This is a genomic window from Vreelandella sp. DA03-1M (genome assembly GCF_055725665.1).
This window is the reverse complement of the sequence record NZ_CM146798.1, coordinates 2,808,930-2,824,883: the sequence shown is the minus strand read 5'-3', so window position 1 is coordinate 2,824,883 and position 15,954 is coordinate 2,808,930. Positions and strand designations below refer to the sequence as shown.

Below are 15,954 nucleotides of genomic sequence, written 5' to 3'. Positions count from 1 at the left end.
GGTGACAGCGACTATTTGCCACCCCCGAAGCGGATTATTTTAATATTTTGCCTTAGCCTTTAGGCTTGGGCGGCGCTTTACGGGCTGGTGTGGCGTTTCTTTCAATGTGTTCAATGATCATTCCTGCAATATCTTTGCCAGTGGCGTTCTCAATGCCCTGCAAACCAGGCGAAGAGTTAACCTCCATAATCACCGGGCCGTGATTCGAGCGTAGCAAGTCCACACCAGCAACGCGCAGGCCCATGGCCTTGGCTGCACGGATCGCCGTTGAACGCTCTTCAGGAGTGATTCGGATCACGCTGGCAGAGCCTCCGCGGTGTAGGTTCGAGCGAAACTCACCATCCGCCGCCTGACGCTTCATCGAGGCGACTACTTTATCGCCGATTACAAAGCAGCGGATATCGGCGCCACGTGCTTCTTTTATATACTCCTGCACCATGATATTGGCTTTCATACCCATGAAAGCCTGAATCACAGACTCTGCCGCTTGGTTAGTTTCCGCCAATACCACGCCAATCCCCTGGGTACCTTCCAACAGCTTAATAACGAGCGGAGCACCTTTGACCATGGTGATCAGGTCGGGAATGTCGTCCGGCGAGTGGGCAAAGCCGGTGATCGGCAGTCCCAGCCCTTTGCGTGATAGTAACTGCAGCGAACGCAATTTGTCCCTGGAGCGGGTGATAGAGACGTTATCGTTGATAACGTAGGTGCCCATCATCTCAAACTGACGTAACAGCGCGCAGCCATAAAAGGTGACTGATGCACCAATGCGTGGGATAACCGCATCGAAAGGCTCAATCTCTTGGCCTTTATAGTGGATCGAAGGGTGGTGCGAGGTAATGCTCATATAGCAGCGCAGCGTGTCCACCACACGAGCGGTATGCCCACGCTGCTCTGCAGCTTCAACCAGGCGGCGTGTAGAGTACAAATTACGGTTGCGCGATAGCAGAGCGATATGCATGTAGGGGGACTCCGAGTCTAAATAAAGGCGGTTAATAAAAGGGGTTAAGGCTCACCGTGCAAAAATGCCGCACCAGGTGCAATTAGCAGGCGGCGCATGGCGCGGCGTCCTAGTAGCATTGGGTGGCGCATATTGCTGCGGTCAGTCAGGGTCAGTTCAACCGGAAAATTCAAATCACCCATTTGCATTGGGGTACGTATTACATAGCGCCACTCGCTATGCCCGTTTGAGCTGGTGACTCGGCGTCGATCATGCAAATGTAGATTGTAGCGGTGGGCGGGTGTTGTTGGCCCAGCGCTGTGGGTAATAAAACTTACCCATAGTTGACCATGTTCATCTTCATGTGTCTCTATCTCTTCTGCATGCAGGGCAGAAGTACGCGCACCAGTGTCCGCTTTACAGCATAGGTGAAGCCCTAGCTCAGGTAACGTCACCATTTCACGGCGTCCAATGACCGCCTTGGCCTGATAGGGTAATTCCTTCACGGCTCACTCCTTGCAATTAAAAATGACAACACCAAATCAAGCCTTTCTCTGCGACATCATCATGCTCAAACGGTGTTGAATATAAGAGCCTTCGGGCGCATCACGCATGGCCATCATGACCGGTAAGCGTAGCCGTGGGATGAGTGCAAGATCACGAACTACCGCGGCAAAATCAGTACGCTCATCTTCCGCCAAACGCTGTAGAAAAAGAGGTAAGCGCTCAGCGTCTTCAAGATACACCCAGCCACGCCCGGCAATGGCAGCCAGCACATCCGGCCCACAAAAGGTGGTGTCTTTAAGTAAGGTGGAGTACCAATTGCCCACCGCTGTTGTATCCGTATTACCCACAGCGCGCAGACAAGCACATAAGGTTTCAATGTCGCCCGCTTGTGCGGCGGCTTCGCCACGACGTTGCAGCGCGGCGACTAATGCCTGTGGCAATGGCTGGTGCTCTAAACAGTAGCACACGGAGTTAATAACGGCGGTAGGTAGGTCAGGCAGTCTCAGCGCTAACGTGTCAGCGTCAGGCGACTCCATACGAACGACGTAATCGGCAATTCCCTGTAACCCTAATGCCTGCCAATCAATCGCCTGCTGGCCGCTCAAGTAATCCTCAACCGGCTCAAAATGCTGGCTGGCAGGTAGCCCTGCGTCATAAGTTGCACGGGCATTGAACATTGCTTGAAAGGTAACGCTGGGCGTAAAGGCGAGGGGATTATCCTTCATTAAGTGGTCTACGTCCGCTGTTTCTTGACGCCCCACTTGAGAAACAGCCCGACCTAATGTTTCCAGCAAACGATTTAAAAACGCATCCCGCTGAGCTGGGGCAAGCATCCCCTGTTCATCTAGTGGCAGGGCTAAAAACCAAATGGCGGGTTCGGGCATATCACCCAAACGGAATAGAATGGCTAGACGTGCTTGGCCTTGCCAAGGTTCTGGCCACGCCAGTTCGCCACACTCAAAGGCGGCGAGGGACTCCCGTGGGCAGGCGACCACATGGCGCCCCATATGGTAAAGGGAAACCTCTGCGCCGCTACGGGTAAAAAACTCATCAAGGGTTTGAATCGGTTGCATGACATCCTTCCGCGTTGCAAGCCTGCACTCTACCTTGATGATGGGTCACTGTCAGCCGCAAAGGCGGATAAATACCGGCCAATGGGGATGCCTTACATGACAGTGTGGTTAAAAAGTAAACAACTGGGTGAAAGGCCCATGAGAGCGAGCGCTGCGACACCTTTCCATAGTTTATCCACAGGCTCGTGCAGGTTTTCTGTGAGTCTATGGATAACTTCCCGCAAGCGTTGATAGGTGGCAAGGCGCCCACTGAGTGGGGATAATGGGGAGACGATACACTTATTCATTTTCCAAGGTAGTGACAAGCGACTTTATGAGTACTTATCAACCGCTGCAGACAGCGCTTCTAGAGCTTGAGGCGTCGATGAAAGCCGCCGATTTATGGCGCATGCCAACACCCGATGCAGAAGCATTCGCCAGCCAGCAGCCGTTTTGCATCGACACCATGTCGCTGCCGCAATGGATACGCTTTGTGTTTATTGCCCGCTTGAATGCCCTGATGGATGCGCGTGCAGCCATGCCCGCAAAGTGCGAGGTAGCTCCCGCCGTGGCAGCCTACTTGCAGCAGGAAAAAACACCCGCTCACCACCAGCTGCTGATTGTGCGTGCGGTAGAGAAGGTCGACCAGATCGTCACTGAAAGCACTTAAAGTGGAATGCGGCTAAACGCACAAAGCCCACCGTGAGGCAGGCTTTGTATATAACATCCGCTAACGGTTTTGCAGGCGGCTTAGAAACGGTAACTGAGGCCTGCCATCACCACGAGAGGATCGATCTCAACGGTACCTACTCCCGCACCGTTAACGCTGGCATCGGTATCAATATCGATGTACCAAGCTGCGGCGTTCAGCGCCCAGTGATCATCAATAAGCAGATCAACACCTACCTGGCCCGCCGCTCCCCAGGAATCATCCAGGTCTAAATCACCAATCGTCAGCTCTTCATCGGAGAAGTGGGTGTAGTTAATGCCCGCACCGACATAGGGCTGTACGCGGGACTGAGTGCCACCCAGCGGGTAGTACTGCAGCGTTAAGGTCGGCGGCAGGTGCTTGGTTGAGGCGATGTTATCGCCATTCAAATGAATGTCGTGTTCAAACGGTAGCGCCGCCAGCAGTTCTACGCCGACTTTGTCGTGGAAGCGATAGCCCAAGGTGAACGCGAAATCGGTTTTATCCTGTACATCCACGGACAACGCACCGTTGGCCAGTGAGCCGTTGTCGCTTTTAGGGGCGACTTTGGCAACACCCACGCGGGTAAAAAAATCACCAGCGCCGTAGGCAAATGCCTGGCTGCTGGTCATCATCGCCGCAGCGGCAACAGTGGATACAAGTAGGGTAGGCAGGGCGGCTTTACGCATGGGATCACTCCTGAGATTAAAGCAGATAGTAAGATTAGACGGCTTTTGATAGCTGCTTAACGATGAAGCCAGTGTAACGAGACCCAGGGAGTGGATTATTGATCCAGGGCAAAGGTTATTAGACAAATGTTATTGGGAGAACCGACCGATGAGGCATAATTCAGGAGCGGGCTACTGGCTATTTGGGCTACCCCTTGGGGTCGATGTGCACACGGTCTCACTAAGTATTTTTAGTTTGTGATGCGTGTTTTTCTGGTACGCTCAACAATAGGCATGCTCAAAATTTCCGGAATTTATTATAAAAAGCAATTTAAAACAGTGAGTTGTGAAGAATCTGTTCATGTTTATAGGCACTGCGAAAAGATAGTCAGAAATGATAATGGGCATGCGCATTTTTCTAGCGTGCTTGTGAGTTAAGGGTGATGATTTTTCATTACTATTAATGCATTGCTGCTTTTGGTGATGTGGGGTTCCCTGGGAAAACGCGCATGCGCATGAATAAACTGTTATACGGATTGAGTGTCTGCTATGTCTAAGATCATTCTGGAAGGCCATATCATGGTCTCCGACGCTGACCTGCCAGCGGTTAAGGCAGAGCTACCCATCCATATCCAGCTGACTCGCCAGGAAGAGGGGTGTTTGCGCTTCGACGTTACCCAAAGCCCGGGCACCGGAAACGTCTTTTTTGTCTCTGAAGTATTTATTGACCAGGCCGCATTTGAAGCCCATCAGCGCCGCGTAAGGTTGTCCGACTGGGGTAGAGTCGCGTCGAATGTCGAAAGGCACTATCAAGTGACGGAAGCTGACTGATGGCTAAACCGTATAACCATTCGCTTTTGTCGGACGATTTCTTCACCGCTACACAGCTACAAAATTGCCGCAAAGCTCCGCGTTAGCAGCTACAGCTTCCTGCCAAATCTTGCGCATTGAGTAAAAAAGGAATAATTTGTACTCATGGATGAATTTGAATTCGACGAAGCCAAAAGTAAGTCCAATCTGGACAAGCACGGTATAGATTTCGTTGCTGCCCAAGGGCTGTGGAAAGATCCATACCTGCTGGAGATCCGCGCTAAATCAGAGGATGAGCAGAGGTTTTTGCTGATAGGCAAGATTGGTGAAAAGCCCTGGTCGGCTGTCGTCACATACAGTGATGCTGGTATTCGTCTGATTTCAGTCAGACGTTCCCGTAAGAAGGAGGTTGAGCTCTATGAAAGCTAAAGACTTCGACAAGAAATTTGAAGAAGGGCAGGAAGATATCGTCGATGACCTCGATCTGTCCTCTGCTCGCCGCGTTAATCAGGAACAAAAGCGAATCAACGTCGATTTCCCGGCTTGGGTTGTCGAGTCGTTGGATCGTGAGGCTGCGCGCATAGGCGTTACTCGCCAATCGATCATCAAGGTGTGGCTGGTGGAGCGTCTTCAGGCAGAATCTGCTAACAAGCCGCTCAATGGTGATGCCACAGGCGGCACACATTAGCGGAGCGTTAACTGGAAAGGAGCCCATGAATCAGAATTTTGCGGATGAGCTGGTCACGATGATGAAAGAAGACCAGCTGTTATTGCAGCAACTCTTCTATTCCGGAGAACTTCCATCTGAGTCTTATCATCCCCGGATGAAAGCCCTGCATGAGCAGAATGCTTCTCGCCTGAAAGAGATTATTGGTGCATACGGTTGGCCCAGCATTTCGTTAGTTGGGGTAGAGGGTGCCAAAGCTGCATGGCTGGTCGTTCAGCATTCTGTTTCAGATCCCGAGTTCATGGCTGGGTGTGTCTCCCTACTAGAAGATGCCGTTGCGAGAGAGGATGTGGCGGGCTGGCAGTTGGCATTCCTGCAAGATCGAGTGCGTACGCTCTCTGGCAAGCCTCAATACTATGGCACCCAGTTTGATGTTGATGAAAACGGTTGGCCAGCACCTTTTCCTATTGAGGATTCTGCTACGGTTAATGAACGCCGTGCGCGTCTTGGGCTGAACTCCATCGAGGAGCGCCAGGAGCAAATGACTGAGCAGGAGCGGAAGCGCCGCGCCAATATCGAACAAACCAGTTAACCAAACGCGGCACTCGGACGCCCTTGTCTCCGCTGCGTCAAGGTCGCAGGTGCGCTCTGCATTACATAGAGAGAAGGCATTGAACCATAGTGAATACTCGTCTTTTCGAGAAAAGCTCGTTGAGCATCTTTTCATTGGCGAACTACTAAAGCTTTCCTGGAAGGAATTCGACTGCACGCTAGAAGTGGCGAGTCCAGAAGTTGATAACGCTGGCTACGATCTAATAGCGGAAGATAATGGGGTCGTGAGGCATATACAGCTTAAAGCTTCATACGTTGGCGGCAAAACAGCCAGCCAGAAAGTTCATACGAGGCTTTTTGGAAAGCCTTCTGGGTGTGTTATTTGGATTTATTTCAACGAAGATACCTTGGAGCTGGGGCCATTTCTCTTTTTTGGCTCTCTTCCCGGCGAGAAATTGCCTAGCCTTGACGAGCTTAAGGTTGCAAAACATACCAAGGGTGACCAGGGCGGATTCAAAGCCGAGCGCCCTAACATAAGGGTTTTGCCAAAGGGTTGGTTCAAAAATATCAGTTCCATTGATGAGGTCTATGAGGCCTTATTTGGGGCACCACTTAACTGCCTGCATAATACACGCGTATGATGCGGCGCTAGGCGGAAGCTCAATATCCAATCCCGCGCGTACTTTAGGCGCTATGCACCAAAGGCGGCGTTCACATCCATGCTCTTGTGTAATATGCGAATTATTCTTATTTTATGGCTTCCGGTTTGTTGGTAAAAAATAACATGGCTGCCCTGCGGAAACTTGCGGTAATGCTGGCGAATTTCGTCACACGATTTTCCGATATCAGGGGTTTCTGCCAGTAACCAGAATGAGTCATCAAACTGGTTTAAGTAGACGTCCCGCTGCTCCTTACCCCAACGGCGCTGAGTAAACAAAGCAATGTCTCTTAAATCCATTTTGGCAGCTAGCGTAAGTGTGAATAGCGACATTAGTTACTTTTTTCACTATCAAGCTCATTGATAAAGCTGCTGAGGTCATAGTCAGCGTCACCGCTTTGCTCACCCTCGATAAGCAGTTGTCTAAGTGTATGTAGTTTGGCTTCCTGGTTTTCGAGTAGTCGTAGGGCTGAACGAATAACTTCGCTCGCAGAGCCGTATCGGCCACTTTGTACTTGAGTGGTAACAAAGCTTTCAAAGTGGTCGCCAAGAGTGATGCTTGTATTTTTAGCCATGTCCTAGGTCTCCAGTGATACCAGAATATACCTGATTATGGTATAGGGTTGGGCTGTCGGCAAGGTGCCTAACAAGGCGCTGCTAGCGTCTTTCTAAACCTATTCATGCGCGAGGGAACTTAGTTCAAGAGAGTGACGGGCGCGACGCGATTAGCAAAATAAAAGGCAGCCAGAGAACCCGGCTGCCTAATAAAAAAGCCGCTAACGAGTAGCGGCTAAATAATGATCGCTGAGACATTGATCAGCGTTTGCTTAGCCCAGGAGGAGGGCGAGAGGCATTAATCCGCCCGCTCACCTCCTAAGCCAACACTTAGCGCCGATCTACTCGGCGGTTGCCAGCAGGCTGGCGTTGCCGCCCGCTGCGGTGGTGTCGATGCACAGATGGCGTTCCACCACGTAACGATCCGGCGAGATTGTCTGGGTCTCGAGCGGTATTATCGCGCCGTCGCGCTTGGCCAGCGCAATGCGCAGTTCACGTGTCCAGTCGCTGTCACCCGCGGCGGCAACCGCTGCAATGCCTTTGACCTCGCTCAACGACTCGGCTGAAACGCTGCCATCAAGGCCGGCTATCGGCGCACCGGCATCGAGCAGCGGTTTCACAGCCTGCTCGGCACCTGGGGCGACTACGACGGCCCCGCAGCCTGCGCCGAGGGCTTGCGCAGCCTGGGCAATGGCGATATCCAGGGTTGGCCCAAGGCACAGCACCACGCCCTTGGGATACATTGCCAGGCGGTTGCTTTCGCCCGTTGGCCCTGGCAGCGTCTGCGACGTCATATCCAAGGCTGCTGTTTCGGCGAGCGCCTTGCGGATCACGCCGTTTTTGCCTGAGAGTGCCTTGCGCAGTACCTCGATGCGACTGGGTCGTACCGCCCAGTTACGGGCGTCCAGCCCATCAAGGGCCGACTGGAGATCGCTAAGTGATACGGCTTTGCCTTCTGGCGCTTCAACGTGCTCAGCCTCCGCGGTGCGGCGGAAACGCGTTACGTAGAGCGGGCCACCGGCCTTGGGCCCGGTGCCCGAGAGGCCCTCGCCGCCGAATGGCTGAGAGCCAACGATAGCGCCGATCTGGTTACGGTTGACGTAGACGTTGCCAACATGGATGCGCTCAACGATCTGCTGCACGCGGTCATCGATGCGGGTATGCAGGCCGAAGGTCAGCCCGTAGCCCTTGCCATTGATGTCATCGACGACCTTGTCGATGTCCCGTGCCTTGAAGGTGGCGACGTGGAGAACCGGGCCAAAGATTTCCCGTTCGAGATCCTCGATGCCGCTGACGTCGACTACCGCAGGGGTAACGAAAGTGCCTGTGTCCGGCGCCGCCAATTTCTTCAGTACCTTGCCGTTCTTCTCGTGTGCCGCCACGTAGTCGTTGATCTCGGTCTGGGCATCGGCATCAATCACCGGCGATACGTCGGTATCGGTGTTCCAGGGGTCGCCAATGGTGAGCGCTTCCATGGCGCCGTAGAGCATGTTGAGCAACCGATCCCGCGCCTCTTCCTGGACATACAGCATGCGCAGCGCGGAACAGCGCTGGCCAGCCGACTGGAAGGAGGAAATCAGAATATCGCGCACTGCCTGCTCGGTCAGTGCCGTGGAGTCCACGATCATGGAGTTGAGACCACCGGTCTCGGCGATCAGCACGGCATCAGGCCCGGCGTTCTCGGCCAGCGCTTTGTGGATAATCTGGGCCACCGGAGTTGAACCGGTGAAACAGACACCGGCGATGCGTGGGTCGCTGGTCAGCGGGCCGCCTACCGTTGGACCGTCGCCAGGCAACAGCTGTAGGGCCGCTTCCGGCAAACCGGCTTCGCGCATGAGTTCGACGGCGCGGGCGGCGATCAGAGGTGTCTGCTCAGCGGGCTTGGCGAGTACCGCATTGCCAGCAACCAAGGCGGCAGCGATCTGGCCGGTGGTGATGGCCAGGGGGAAGTTCCACGGGCTGATGCAGACGAAGATGCCGCGGGCGCTGCCGGGCTCTTCCGCTTCCAACCGCTCGCCTTCGTTGGCGTAGTAGCGCAGGAAATCCACCGCTTCGCGAACTTCGGCAATACCATCGAACATCATCTTGCCCGCTTCGCGGGTGGCGATCACGGTCAGCTCGGCGATGTGTTCCTCGTAGAGGTCGGCGGTGCGGCGTAGTACCGCGGCGCGTTCGGCGGCCGGGCGCGCCGACCACTCTTTGAAGCCTTGCTCGGCGGCGTCGAGGGCAGTGGCGACCTCTTCCGGGGTGGCCTCATGCACCTTGCCGATCACCCGTGAGCCGTCGGCGGGGGAGACGGCATCGCGCGCTGGGCCCCGGGGAGCGGGGCTGCCCACCAGCATGGGGCCTGCGGTCCAGGTGGCGTCGGCAAATGCTTCGCGGGCATTGAGCAGCGGCAAAATCGAAGCGGGTTCGTTGATGCGGTAGCCCTTGGAATTCTTACGCTCAGGCTCAAACAGCTCGCCGGGCTGGCGGATCAGCGGGCTTGAGACGTCGTTGCCGAGTTGCTTAAACGCTTCAATGGGGTCCTTTGAAACGTCGCTTGGCGGAATCGAGCTATCCACTACCTGGTTGACGAACGAGGAGTTGGCCCCGTTCTCCAGCAGGCGGCGTACCAGATAGGCCAGCAGGTCACGATGCGCGCCGACCGGGGCGTAAATGCGGCAGTGGGTGCCTTCCGACTCTTTAACGATGTGGTGCAGCGATTCGCCCATACCGTGCAGGCGCTGGAACTCGTAACTGTCCTTGTCGCTGCCCGCCATTTCTACAACGGCGGCGCAGGTGTGGGCGTTGTGGGTCGCGAACTGCGGGTAGATGCGGTCGCGCCGGTCGAGCAGCATCTGCGCGCAGGCCATGTAGCTGACATCGGTGTTGACCTTGCGAGTGAAGACCGGGAAGGTCTTGACCCCCATTTCCTGGGAGAGCTTGATCTCAGTATCCCAGTAGGCGCCCTTAACCAGCCGCACCATAATCTTGCGATTAAACCGCTCGGCCAGCTCGTAGAGTGTCTCTATCATCGGCGCGGCGCGGCGCCCGTAGGCTTGCACGACGACCCCAAAGCCATCCCATCCGTCCAGGCTGGGGTCGGCCATCAGGGCCTCAATCACGTCGAGGGAGAGATCCAACCGATCCTGCTCTTCGGCATCGATATTGAAACCGATATTGGCCTTGGCTGCCTGCTGCACTAGTTCCTTGGCGCGCGGTACCAGTTCTGCCATCACCGTGTCGCGGTGGGTGTATTCATAGCGCGGGTGCAGCGCCGAGAGCTTTACTGAGATGCCGGGGCTTCCGCGCACGTCGCCCTTGGCCTGCTCGGCAATCGCGGTGATCGCCTCTGAATAAGCTTGGTGATAGCGGACGGCATCTTCGTCGGTGCGTGCCGCTTCACCCAGCATATCGTAGGAGTAGGTATAACCCTGTTTCTCAAGTTCGCGGGCATTCTTCATGCCTTCTTCGATGGTCTGTCCAAGCACGAACTGGCGGCCGAGAATCTTCATCGACTGGCCAACCGCCTTGCGTACCACCGGCTCGCCCATGCGGCGAACCAGGCCGCGCAGCGCCCGCGTGGGGCCCTTGGGGTCTTCTTCCAGCACCTTACCGGTCAGCAGCAGCGCCCAGGTCGAGGCATTGACCATTGAAGACGAAGACTTGCCCAGGTGGGCGCCCCAGTCGGAGGGCTCAATCTTGTCGTGGATCAGGTCGTCGATGGTTTCCGCATCGGGCACGCGGAGCAGCGCTTCTGCCAGACACATCAAGCCAACGCCTTCGGTGGTCGAGAGCCCGTACTCGGCTAGGAATGCCTCCATCATTGAAGGCGATCTTTCCTTACGCACACGCGCTACGTAGTTGGCGCCAACGGCGGCGACCTTCTTGCGGTCATCCTCCGACAGCTTGATACGCTCGACCAGCCCGTGCAGCACATCTGCCTCGTTGGCGTCGTAGTTGGTGCGAATGCGTGAGCGTAGATCACTCACGTCGCTATGCAGATGGTCGTTCATACAGGGTCTCTCCTTGCTAGCCGACACTTAGGCATTCCCGCGTCGGTTAGGGTGTAGTCATACTTTTTGCAGTTAACACAAAATAACTAACCTAAAGAGGGCTCCCGCGGGAGCCCTCTTGATACGCTCAATGTGGTTGAGCGCTTACTTGCGTTCGATATGCTGATATTCACCGGCATCGTCAGTCGCATTGCTGACTACGATGATGGCGATAAAGGACGCGATGAAGCCAGGAATAATCTCGTACACGCCAGGGCCACCCAGGAATTCACCGTTCCAGCCCAGTGAGATCCAGATCATGACGGTGAGAGCACCCACGACCATGCCTGCGATGGCGCCATTGCCATTGGTGCGTGACCACATCAACGACAAGATAATCAACGGACCAAACGCGGCGCCGAAGCCTGCCCAAGCGTTACTGACCAGCCCCAGAACCTGGGAGTTTTCGTCAGAGGCAATAATCGCTGCCACAATGCCCACAAGTACTACACAGACGCGGCCTACGGCGACACACTGCGCTTCAGTTGCATTCTTGTGCAGGAACAGGCGATAGAAGTCTTCGGTCAGTGACGAAGACGCCACCAGAAGCTGGCTTGAAACGGTGCTCATAACCGCTGCGAGCAGCGCCGCATAGAGGAAGCCGGTAATCAACGGATGGAACAGTAGGTCTGCCAGGATGATAAAGATCGTTTCCGGATCTTGGACATCAATACCGTTGCGGATCGCATAGGCCCGGCCGAAGATGCCCAAAGAAACGGCACCAATCAGCGAGATAAGCATCCAGCCCATGCCAATATTACGGGCAATGGGCACATCCTTGAGTGTACGGATCGCCATGAAGCGCACAATGATGTGCGGCTGGCCGAAATAACCCAGGCCCCAGGTCACAGCCGACAGCCACCCGATGAAGGTCAGCCCCGACGTCCAGGAAAGCAGGGTGGGATCGACTTCATTCAGGGTCTGCGTGGCCTGCGATAAACCGCCGCCACCTTCGCCAAACAGCACCACCGCTGGCATGATCACCAGTGCCAGCATCATGATGCAGCCTTGCACGAAGTCCGTCATGCTCACGGCCAGGAAGCCGCCGACAACCGTATAAATAAGCACCACGCCCAGAGTGATCATGACACCCATGGCGTAGTTGCTCATGTCGCCGAAGTTGTAAATGCCAGTAAACGCGCTTTCAAACAGCTTGCCGCCTGCCACCAGGCCTGAGGCGGTATAGACTGCGAAAAAGATCACGATAACGATGGCAGACACTGTGCGCAGTGACATGGAACGGGTGGGGAAGCGGTTTGCCAGAAAAGCAGGGATGGTGATCGCGTTGCCGTAGTGAACGGTCTGTTCACGAAGACGAGGGGCGACCAGAATCCAGTTGAATAACGCCCCCACGAGCAAACCAATACCGATCCAGGCGGAACCCAAGCCAGAGACGAACATTGCCCCAGGCAAGCCCAGCAGCAACCAGCCGCTCATATCCGACGCACCGGCCGACAGGGCCGCTACTTTTGGGCTGAGGGTACGACCACCCAGCATGTAATCTTCGGAGGAAGAGGTGGATTTGCGCATCGCATAAATACCGATGGCGACCATGAGCGCAAAATACGCTATGAGACTGATCCAAACACCAATAGCCATGTAATATCTCCGGTTCGTCAGGACGGAATTAGCTCCGACCGGTTAGCGCCGTTACCGTGTAGAATCCGGTAGTGGCCCGCATTATTTTTTTTAACTTCGTTTGCTATTACGTTACGAGGCCTAACGAGCGCCTACTAGAGATAGTGTCAGAAAAGTTGATGGCACGTTTATCAGCAATGATCCCACTATTATTTTCGACCATGAGGTAGTTCCCTGTTCAGGAGTTTTGGTTTGTCGTTGATGAGCTACTCACTCATCGCCTAGCGCCAACAGCGACGCGTTCCCGCCTAACGCAGCGGTGTTATTAGTAATCGTTTTTTCAGTCATAAAGCGTTGCAGATAAAGAACAAATGAGTAACAAGGCGTTTCGCCCAAACCAATAACTGAATGTAGAGTGCCGCCACCTCGAGTGTATGTTGGTTCCGCGGCAAAACGTGTCAATTTCGCGGCAAGAGCAGCAATTATACGACTTTAGTAGAGTTTCTGCTGGCCTGCTAGCGGCCCTAAAGCAGCATTTGACGGGCTCATGGCAATCGGTGGTACATCCGCTTGGCGCAGTTTGCGCGGCGACAATCCGTAGCTACGGCGAAATGCATGGGAGAGCGCGCTTTGATTGGCAAAGCCGGTTTGAATGGCAATATCGGTGAGGGGAAGACGGCTTTGTAGGACCAGTTGGCGGGCCGCATGCAGACGCTGGCGCTTAACGTACTGCCAGGGCGACAGCCCGGTTTGGGCGCGGAAGCAGTCGGAGAAATGCGCTTCGCTTAAACAGGCTAGCCGGGCTAAATCGGCGACGCGCAGGTCTTCGGCGAGGTGCTGACGAATAAAGCGGTTAATGCGCGTCAAGTCCAGGCGCTGCTGGTTGCTGTTGGCGGTGGTGCCTAATCGCGCTTTCAGTGAGCCCAGCAGCGTGGCAGCCAAGCGGTCTTGCTGAAAGGAGTTAGTCGAGGTGTCAAACCCTTGAGCAAGTTCGCTTTGCATAAATGCTAAATAGTGTTGCAGCGCGTTATCTAGGCCAAAAAAACGCGGTGCATCAAACAGCGCTACCAGTTCGCGGTTTTCACCGGTGAGCGCGGGGGCGTCTTCGGGGAGGTCAAAAATTAATTGCCGATTGTGGCCGTAACCCGAGTAGTAGTGCTCGTGATTAGCGGGCACGATACAGCCCGAAAAGGCATTAACTCTGCCACCTAAGCCTTCAATTTCAAATTCTGATGAGCCACACAGCGTAATCACAATCTGATGAAAGTCATGGGTATGATGATGCGTTGCGCTGGCTAGCGGAATTTGTCGAATGGTACTGGGCATGCAGGTCTCCTTAATCGCAATAGGTCTGCTGAACCGCTACTGCTGGCGGAGGGCTGTATGGGCGGACAAATGATCGCGAAGGGCCTTAAGTTCAGCCTGGCCCTCTTGATTGAGCAATGGTTTACCCTGGGCTACCATCCAGCGTCGGCCATGCTGCTCCATTAAATGCGCGGCACGGCGACGAATGCCATCCAAATACTCATTATGCCGAATAGGGTAGCCGATAATAGCGTTCCACTCGGTTTCGCTTACCTGGCTGTTGAGCGCTTTATCAAACAGCGCCAGTAAATCCTTAGGTTCAGTGCGGTAGCGCGGCGTGCTTGAGGTCATCAACACCAGCATTACCGCGCCAATCACCAGCAAGCACACTCCAAATACCAATAAATACAGCGCCATTCGCTGGGCTCCTAGGCGTCATCAGTTCACAAATTGTCATTTAATTATACGCTTGACGCCGCCAAGGTCGAAAATTTTACTATTTTGCGAACTTTTCCAGCGCGGCGTGTCTGAGTATGTACAGACAACAGCGCGATAGCAGTCGCTAAAGTTGTTGTTCTGGCTCTTTGTTTTGATCCCTTGCTTCCGCTACTCCTTGAGTAGCGGTTTTTTTTTGCCTGATGCTTGCCTGTTATATCGCCGCTTAAAGAAAGCGTAGCCAGCATAACGGCTAATGGCGGCGAATCATTAGCAGCGCAATTAGGATATCACGTCGTGTCACGATGCCTATCAACCGCTGTTGCTCCACGACCGGGTATACCTTGGGTTTCGCTGACCGCATTTCCTGTGCCAAGTCGGTAATGCTCTTATTCGGTGATACGCTGAGTACTTCGTGGCGCATCAACTCTTTAACGAGCGGCGCCTCATCATCGTGATAGATACTATCAAGCACACGGCCCAATACATCCTGCTCCGAAATAAAGCCGATTAAGCGGTCGGCGGCATCAACCACTGGTGCGCCTGGCAAGCGGTGCAGTGCCAGGCCCTTGGCTAATGTGGTGATTGATGCGTCGGGTGAAACACGGTAGCAATCGCGGGACATGATGTCGCGAACGATGTTGGGTGCAGCTCTACTCATCATGGACACTCCTCGATCATCGTATTCAGCGCTGTGACAATAATAAAGCTGTCGCAGGCAGTGCGTTCTGATTGTTCGTTGTTGTAGGCACTAAGGTAATATCAACTCTTTCACTGTAGGTGATTTGTTCATGGCGTGCGTCCTGCAAGCTATCTTTATTCAACGCTATAAGTACTGAATTTTCTGTGTTGTTAATTTTCTAATGGCATCACCTGACCGTTAATTAAGGCATCAAGGAGCCTTCCATGGATGCACGTGAATATTTAAACCGCAAAGGCGTGGGGAGTGAACGTGACCCGGATCGACCCAATACATTAGAAGAGAAAGCCTGGGAACGGGCGAGGGGCTCTGGTCATCAACGGCCTAAATCGGGCACACCCCATGATTGGGAAGACTGGGAGCGCCATCACGATGACTTGGCTGAAGGGGCTGAAACCCTTGAGCAAAAAATCGATAAAGAAGCCCATCATCCTACCCAGGAGCGGGCAGCTCAGGCCGCTAAAGAGTCAGCTCCTGACGCCGTAGAACACTTCACTCCACCGCCCGAGGCGGCGCTAGACGCGACTCCGGCTGCATCATCCAAAACGGCATCAGTGAGCCAGGCAGAACCAGTGACACCCGAGCCCGCCGCGTTGAAGTTCGCCTATTATGCCCTGGCGATATGTCTGCCACCCCTCGCAGTCGGCTTAACACAGGGCGGCCAAAAGCGTGTGATTCTCGCGTTGGTGTTGACACTGGCGGGTTGGTTGCCGGGTGTGGTGTATACGGTTTGGTGGTTGCAGCGGCGTTAACCAACGGTTGTTATTACGTTTACGACTTGGCAGCTTCATCCATGTGCGTA

The 15,954-nt window shown here is 54.5% G+C and carries 18 protein-coding genes and 1 pseudogene; 7 read left to right on the top strand and 12 right to left on the bottom strand.

The features are described 5' to 3' along the window. Positions 1–52: 52 nt before the first annotated feature. Genes rimK through ACXUPB_RS13235 form a run of 3 tightly spaced genes read right to left on the bottom strand, consistent with a single transcriptional unit; the run spans position 53 to position 2,520 of the window. Positions 53–961, bottom strand: a complete 909-nt coding sequence (gene rimK, locus ACXUPB_RS13245; protein WP_035556974.1) for a 30S ribosomal protein S6--L-glutamate ligase — start codon at positions 959–961, stop codon at positions 53–55. A gap of 44 nt (positions 962–1,005) precedes the next feature. Next, positions 1,006–1,446 (bottom strand): ATP-dependent zinc protease family protein, encoded by a 441-nt coding sequence (locus ACXUPB_RS13240; RefSeq protein WP_008957021.1) that lies wholly within the window; start codon positions 1,444–1,446, stop codon positions 1,006–1,008. 36 nt (positions 1,447–1,482) lie between these two features. Then, on the bottom strand, positions 1,483–2,520 hold the full coding sequence (locus ACXUPB_RS13235; RefSeq protein ID WP_472952826.1) for a DUF3549 family protein: 1,038 nt from the start codon (positions 2,518–2,520) through the stop codon (positions 1,483–1,485). Positions 2,521–2,833: 313 nt separating this feature from the next. On the opposite strand from ACXUPB_RS13235, the gene ACXUPB_RS13230 reads away from it, so the two are divergent. Beyond that, the gene (locus tag ACXUPB_RS13230) at positions 2,834–3,169 is read left to right on the top strand and encodes a YqcC family protein (RefSeq protein WP_022522982.1); all 336 of its coding nucleotides are present in this window, start codon (positions 2,834–2,836) and stop codon (positions 3,167–3,169) included. An 80-nt stretch (positions 3,170–3,249) separates the two neighbouring features. Here the strand turns inward: ACXUPB_RS13230 and ACXUPB_RS13225 are convergent, their stop codons facing one another. Next, positions 3,250–3,876: an OmpW/AlkL family protein gene (locus ACXUPB_RS13225; protein ID WP_179916645.1), complete on the bottom strand. Its 627-nt coding sequence runs from the start codon at positions 3,874–3,876 to the stop codon at positions 3,250–3,252. A 528-nt stretch (positions 3,877–4,404) separates the two neighbouring features. Here ACXUPB_RS13225 and ACXUPB_RS13220 point away from each other — a divergent pair. The 5 genes from ACXUPB_RS13220 to ACXUPB_RS13200 all read left to right on the top strand — a co-directional run bounded on the left by ACXUPB_RS13220 (position 4,405) and on the right by ACXUPB_RS13200 (position 6,525). Then, positions 4,405–4,686 (top strand): putative quinol monooxygenase, encoded by a 282-nt coding sequence (locus ACXUPB_RS13220; RefSeq protein ID WP_179916647.1) that lies wholly within the window; start codon positions 4,405–4,407, stop codon positions 4,684–4,686. Between the two features lie 144 nt (positions 4,687–4,830). Continuing rightward, positions 4,831–5,094 carry a BrnT family toxin gene (locus ACXUPB_RS13215; protein WP_472952822.1) on the top strand — a complete coding sequence of 88 codons (264 nt, stop codon included), beginning with the start codon at positions 4,831–4,833 and terminating at the stop codon, positions 5,092–5,094. After that, on the top strand, positions 5,084–5,353 hold the full coding sequence (brnA, locus tag ACXUPB_RS13210) for a type II toxin-antitoxin system BrnA family antitoxin (RefSeq protein ID WP_179916649.1): 270 nt from the start codon (positions 5,084–5,086) through the stop codon (positions 5,351–5,353). The genes ACXUPB_RS13215 and brnA overlap by 11 nt, the downstream gene beginning before the upstream one ends. A gap of 25 nt (positions 5,354–5,378) precedes the next feature. Beyond that, positions 5,379–5,924, top strand: a complete 546-nt coding sequence (locus ACXUPB_RS13205; protein WP_179916650.1) for a DUF6624 domain-containing protein — start codon at positions 5,379–5,381, stop codon at positions 5,922–5,924. Positions 5,925–6,003: 79 nt separating this feature from the next. Next, positions 6,004–6,525, top strand: a complete 522-nt coding sequence (locus ACXUPB_RS13200) for a PDDEXK-like family protein (protein WP_472952819.1) — start codon at positions 6,004–6,006, stop codon at positions 6,523–6,525. 50 nt (positions 6,526–6,575) lie between these two features. On the opposite strand, the gene ACXUPB_RS13195 is transcribed toward ACXUPB_RS13200, so the two are convergent. The 8 genes and pseudogenes from ACXUPB_RS13195 to ACXUPB_RS13160 form a co-directional block, all read right to left on the bottom strand. After that, positions 6,576–6,875, bottom strand: coding sequence for a type II toxin-antitoxin system RelE/ParE family toxin (locus ACXUPB_RS13195; protein WP_472952816.1), 300 nt, complete (start codon positions 6,873–6,875; stop codon positions 6,576–6,578). Continuing rightward, positions 6,875–7,117: a type II toxin-antitoxin system ParD family antitoxin gene (locus ACXUPB_RS13190; protein WP_472952814.1), complete on the bottom strand. Its 243-nt coding sequence runs from the start codon at positions 7,115–7,117 to the stop codon at positions 6,875–6,877. The genes ACXUPB_RS13195 and ACXUPB_RS13190 overlap by 1 nt, the downstream gene beginning before the upstream one ends. 321 nt (positions 7,118–7,438) lie before the next feature. Next, a complete protein-coding gene (gene putA, locus ACXUPB_RS13185; protein WP_472952812.1) occupies positions 7,439–11,095 on the bottom strand; it encodes a bifunctional proline dehydrogenase/L-glutamate gamma-semialdehyde dehydrogenase PutA in 3,657 nt (1,218 codons plus the stop codon). A 144-nt stretch (positions 11,096–11,239) separates the two neighbouring features. Then, positions 11,240–12,733 carry a sodium/proline symporter PutP gene (putP, locus tag ACXUPB_RS13180; protein WP_035580246.1) on the bottom strand — a complete coding sequence of 498 codons (1,494 nt, stop codon included), beginning with the start codon at positions 12,731–12,733 and terminating at the stop codon, positions 11,240–11,242. 249 nt (positions 12,734–12,982) lie between these two features. Next, positions 12,983–13,075, bottom strand: a pseudogene (locus ACXUPB_RS13175) (1-pyrroline-5-carboxylate dehydrogenase); the annotation flags it as partial. 129 nt (positions 13,076–13,204) lie between these two features. After that, positions 13,205–14,038, bottom strand: a complete 834-nt coding sequence (locus ACXUPB_RS13170) for an AraC family transcriptional regulator (protein ID WP_179916653.1) — start codon at positions 14,036–14,038, stop codon at positions 13,205–13,207. Between the two features lie 36 nt (positions 14,039–14,074). Continuing rightward, a complete protein-coding gene (locus ACXUPB_RS13165) occupies positions 14,075–14,434 on the bottom strand; it encodes a hypothetical protein (RefSeq protein WP_008957014.1) in 360 nt (119 codons plus the stop codon). Positions 14,435–14,705: 271 nt separating this feature from the next. After that, on the bottom strand, positions 14,706–15,113 hold the full coding sequence (locus ACXUPB_RS13160) for a CBS domain-containing protein (RefSeq protein WP_035557597.1): 408 nt from the start codon (positions 15,111–15,113) through the stop codon (positions 14,706–14,708). 245 nt (positions 15,114–15,358) lie between these two features. Here ACXUPB_RS13160 and ACXUPB_RS13155 point away from each other — a divergent pair, with 245 nt between their 5' ends. Continuing rightward, positions 15,359–15,904: a YqaE/Pmp3 family membrane protein gene (locus tag ACXUPB_RS13155; RefSeq protein WP_472952809.1), complete on the top strand. Its 546-nt coding sequence runs from the start codon at positions 15,359–15,361 to the stop codon at positions 15,902–15,904. Positions 15,905–15,954 lie beyond the last annotated feature (50 nt).

Bases quoted from the DNA above. Each gene is read 5' to 3' on its own strand.
- brnA (WP_179916649.1), top strand. From the start codon at position 5,084: ATGAAAGCTAAAGACTTCGACAAGAAATTTGAAGAAGGGCAGGAAGAT.
- ACXUPB_RS13155 (WP_472952809.1), top strand. From the start codon at position 15,359: ATGGATGCACGTGAATATTTAAACCGCAAAGGCGTGGGGAGTGAACGT.
- ACXUPB_RS13165 (WP_008957014.1), bottom strand. From the start codon at position 14,434: ATGGCGCTGTATTTATTGGTATTTGGAGTGTGCTTGCTGGTGATTGGC.
- ACXUPB_RS13235 (WP_472952826.1), bottom strand. From the start codon at position 2,520: ATGCAACCGATTCAAACCCTTGATGAGTTTTTTACCCGTAGCGGCGCA.
- putA (WP_472952812.1), bottom strand. From the start codon at position 11,095: ATGAACGACCATCTGCATAGCGACGTGAGTGATCTACGCTCACGCATT.
- rimK (WP_035556974.1), bottom strand. From the start codon at position 961: ATGCATATCGCTCTGCTATCGCGCAACCGTAATTTGTACTCTACACGC.
- ACXUPB_RS13230 (WP_022522982.1), top strand. From the start codon at position 2,834: ATGAGTACTTATCAACCGCTGCAGACAGCGCTTCTAGAGCTTGAGGCG.
- ACXUPB_RS13215 (WP_472952822.1), top strand. From the start codon at position 4,831: ATGGATGAATTTGAATTCGACGAAGCCAAAAGTAAGTCCAATCTGGAC.
- ACXUPB_RS13205 (WP_179916650.1), top strand. From the start codon at position 5,379: ATGAATCAGAATTTTGCGGATGAGCTGGTCACGATGATGAAAGAAGAC.
- ACXUPB_RS13170 (WP_179916653.1), bottom strand. From the start codon at position 14,038: ATGCCCAGTACCATTCGACAAATTCCGCTAGCCAGCGCAACGCATCAT.
- putP (WP_035580246.1), bottom strand. From the start codon at position 12,733: ATGGCTATTGGTGTTTGGATCAGTCTCATAGCGTATTTTGCGCTCATG.
- ACXUPB_RS13225 (WP_179916645.1), bottom strand. From the start codon at position 3,876: ATGCGTAAAGCCGCCCTGCCTACCCTACTTGTATCCACTGTTGCCGCT.
- ACXUPB_RS13190 (WP_472952814.1), bottom strand. From the start codon at position 7,117: ATGGCTAAAAATACAAGCATCACTCTTGGCGACCACTTTGAAAGCTTT.
- ACXUPB_RS13160 (WP_035557597.1), bottom strand. From the start codon at position 15,113: ATGAGTAGAGCTGCACCCAACATCGTTCGCGACATCATGTCCCGCGAT.
- ACXUPB_RS13195 (WP_472952816.1), bottom strand. From the start codon at position 6,875: ATGTCGCTATTCACACTTACGCTAGCTGCCAAAATGGATTTAAGAGAC.
- ACXUPB_RS13220 (WP_179916647.1), top strand. From the start codon at position 4,405: ATGTCTAAGATCATTCTGGAAGGCCATATCATGGTCTCCGACGCTGAC.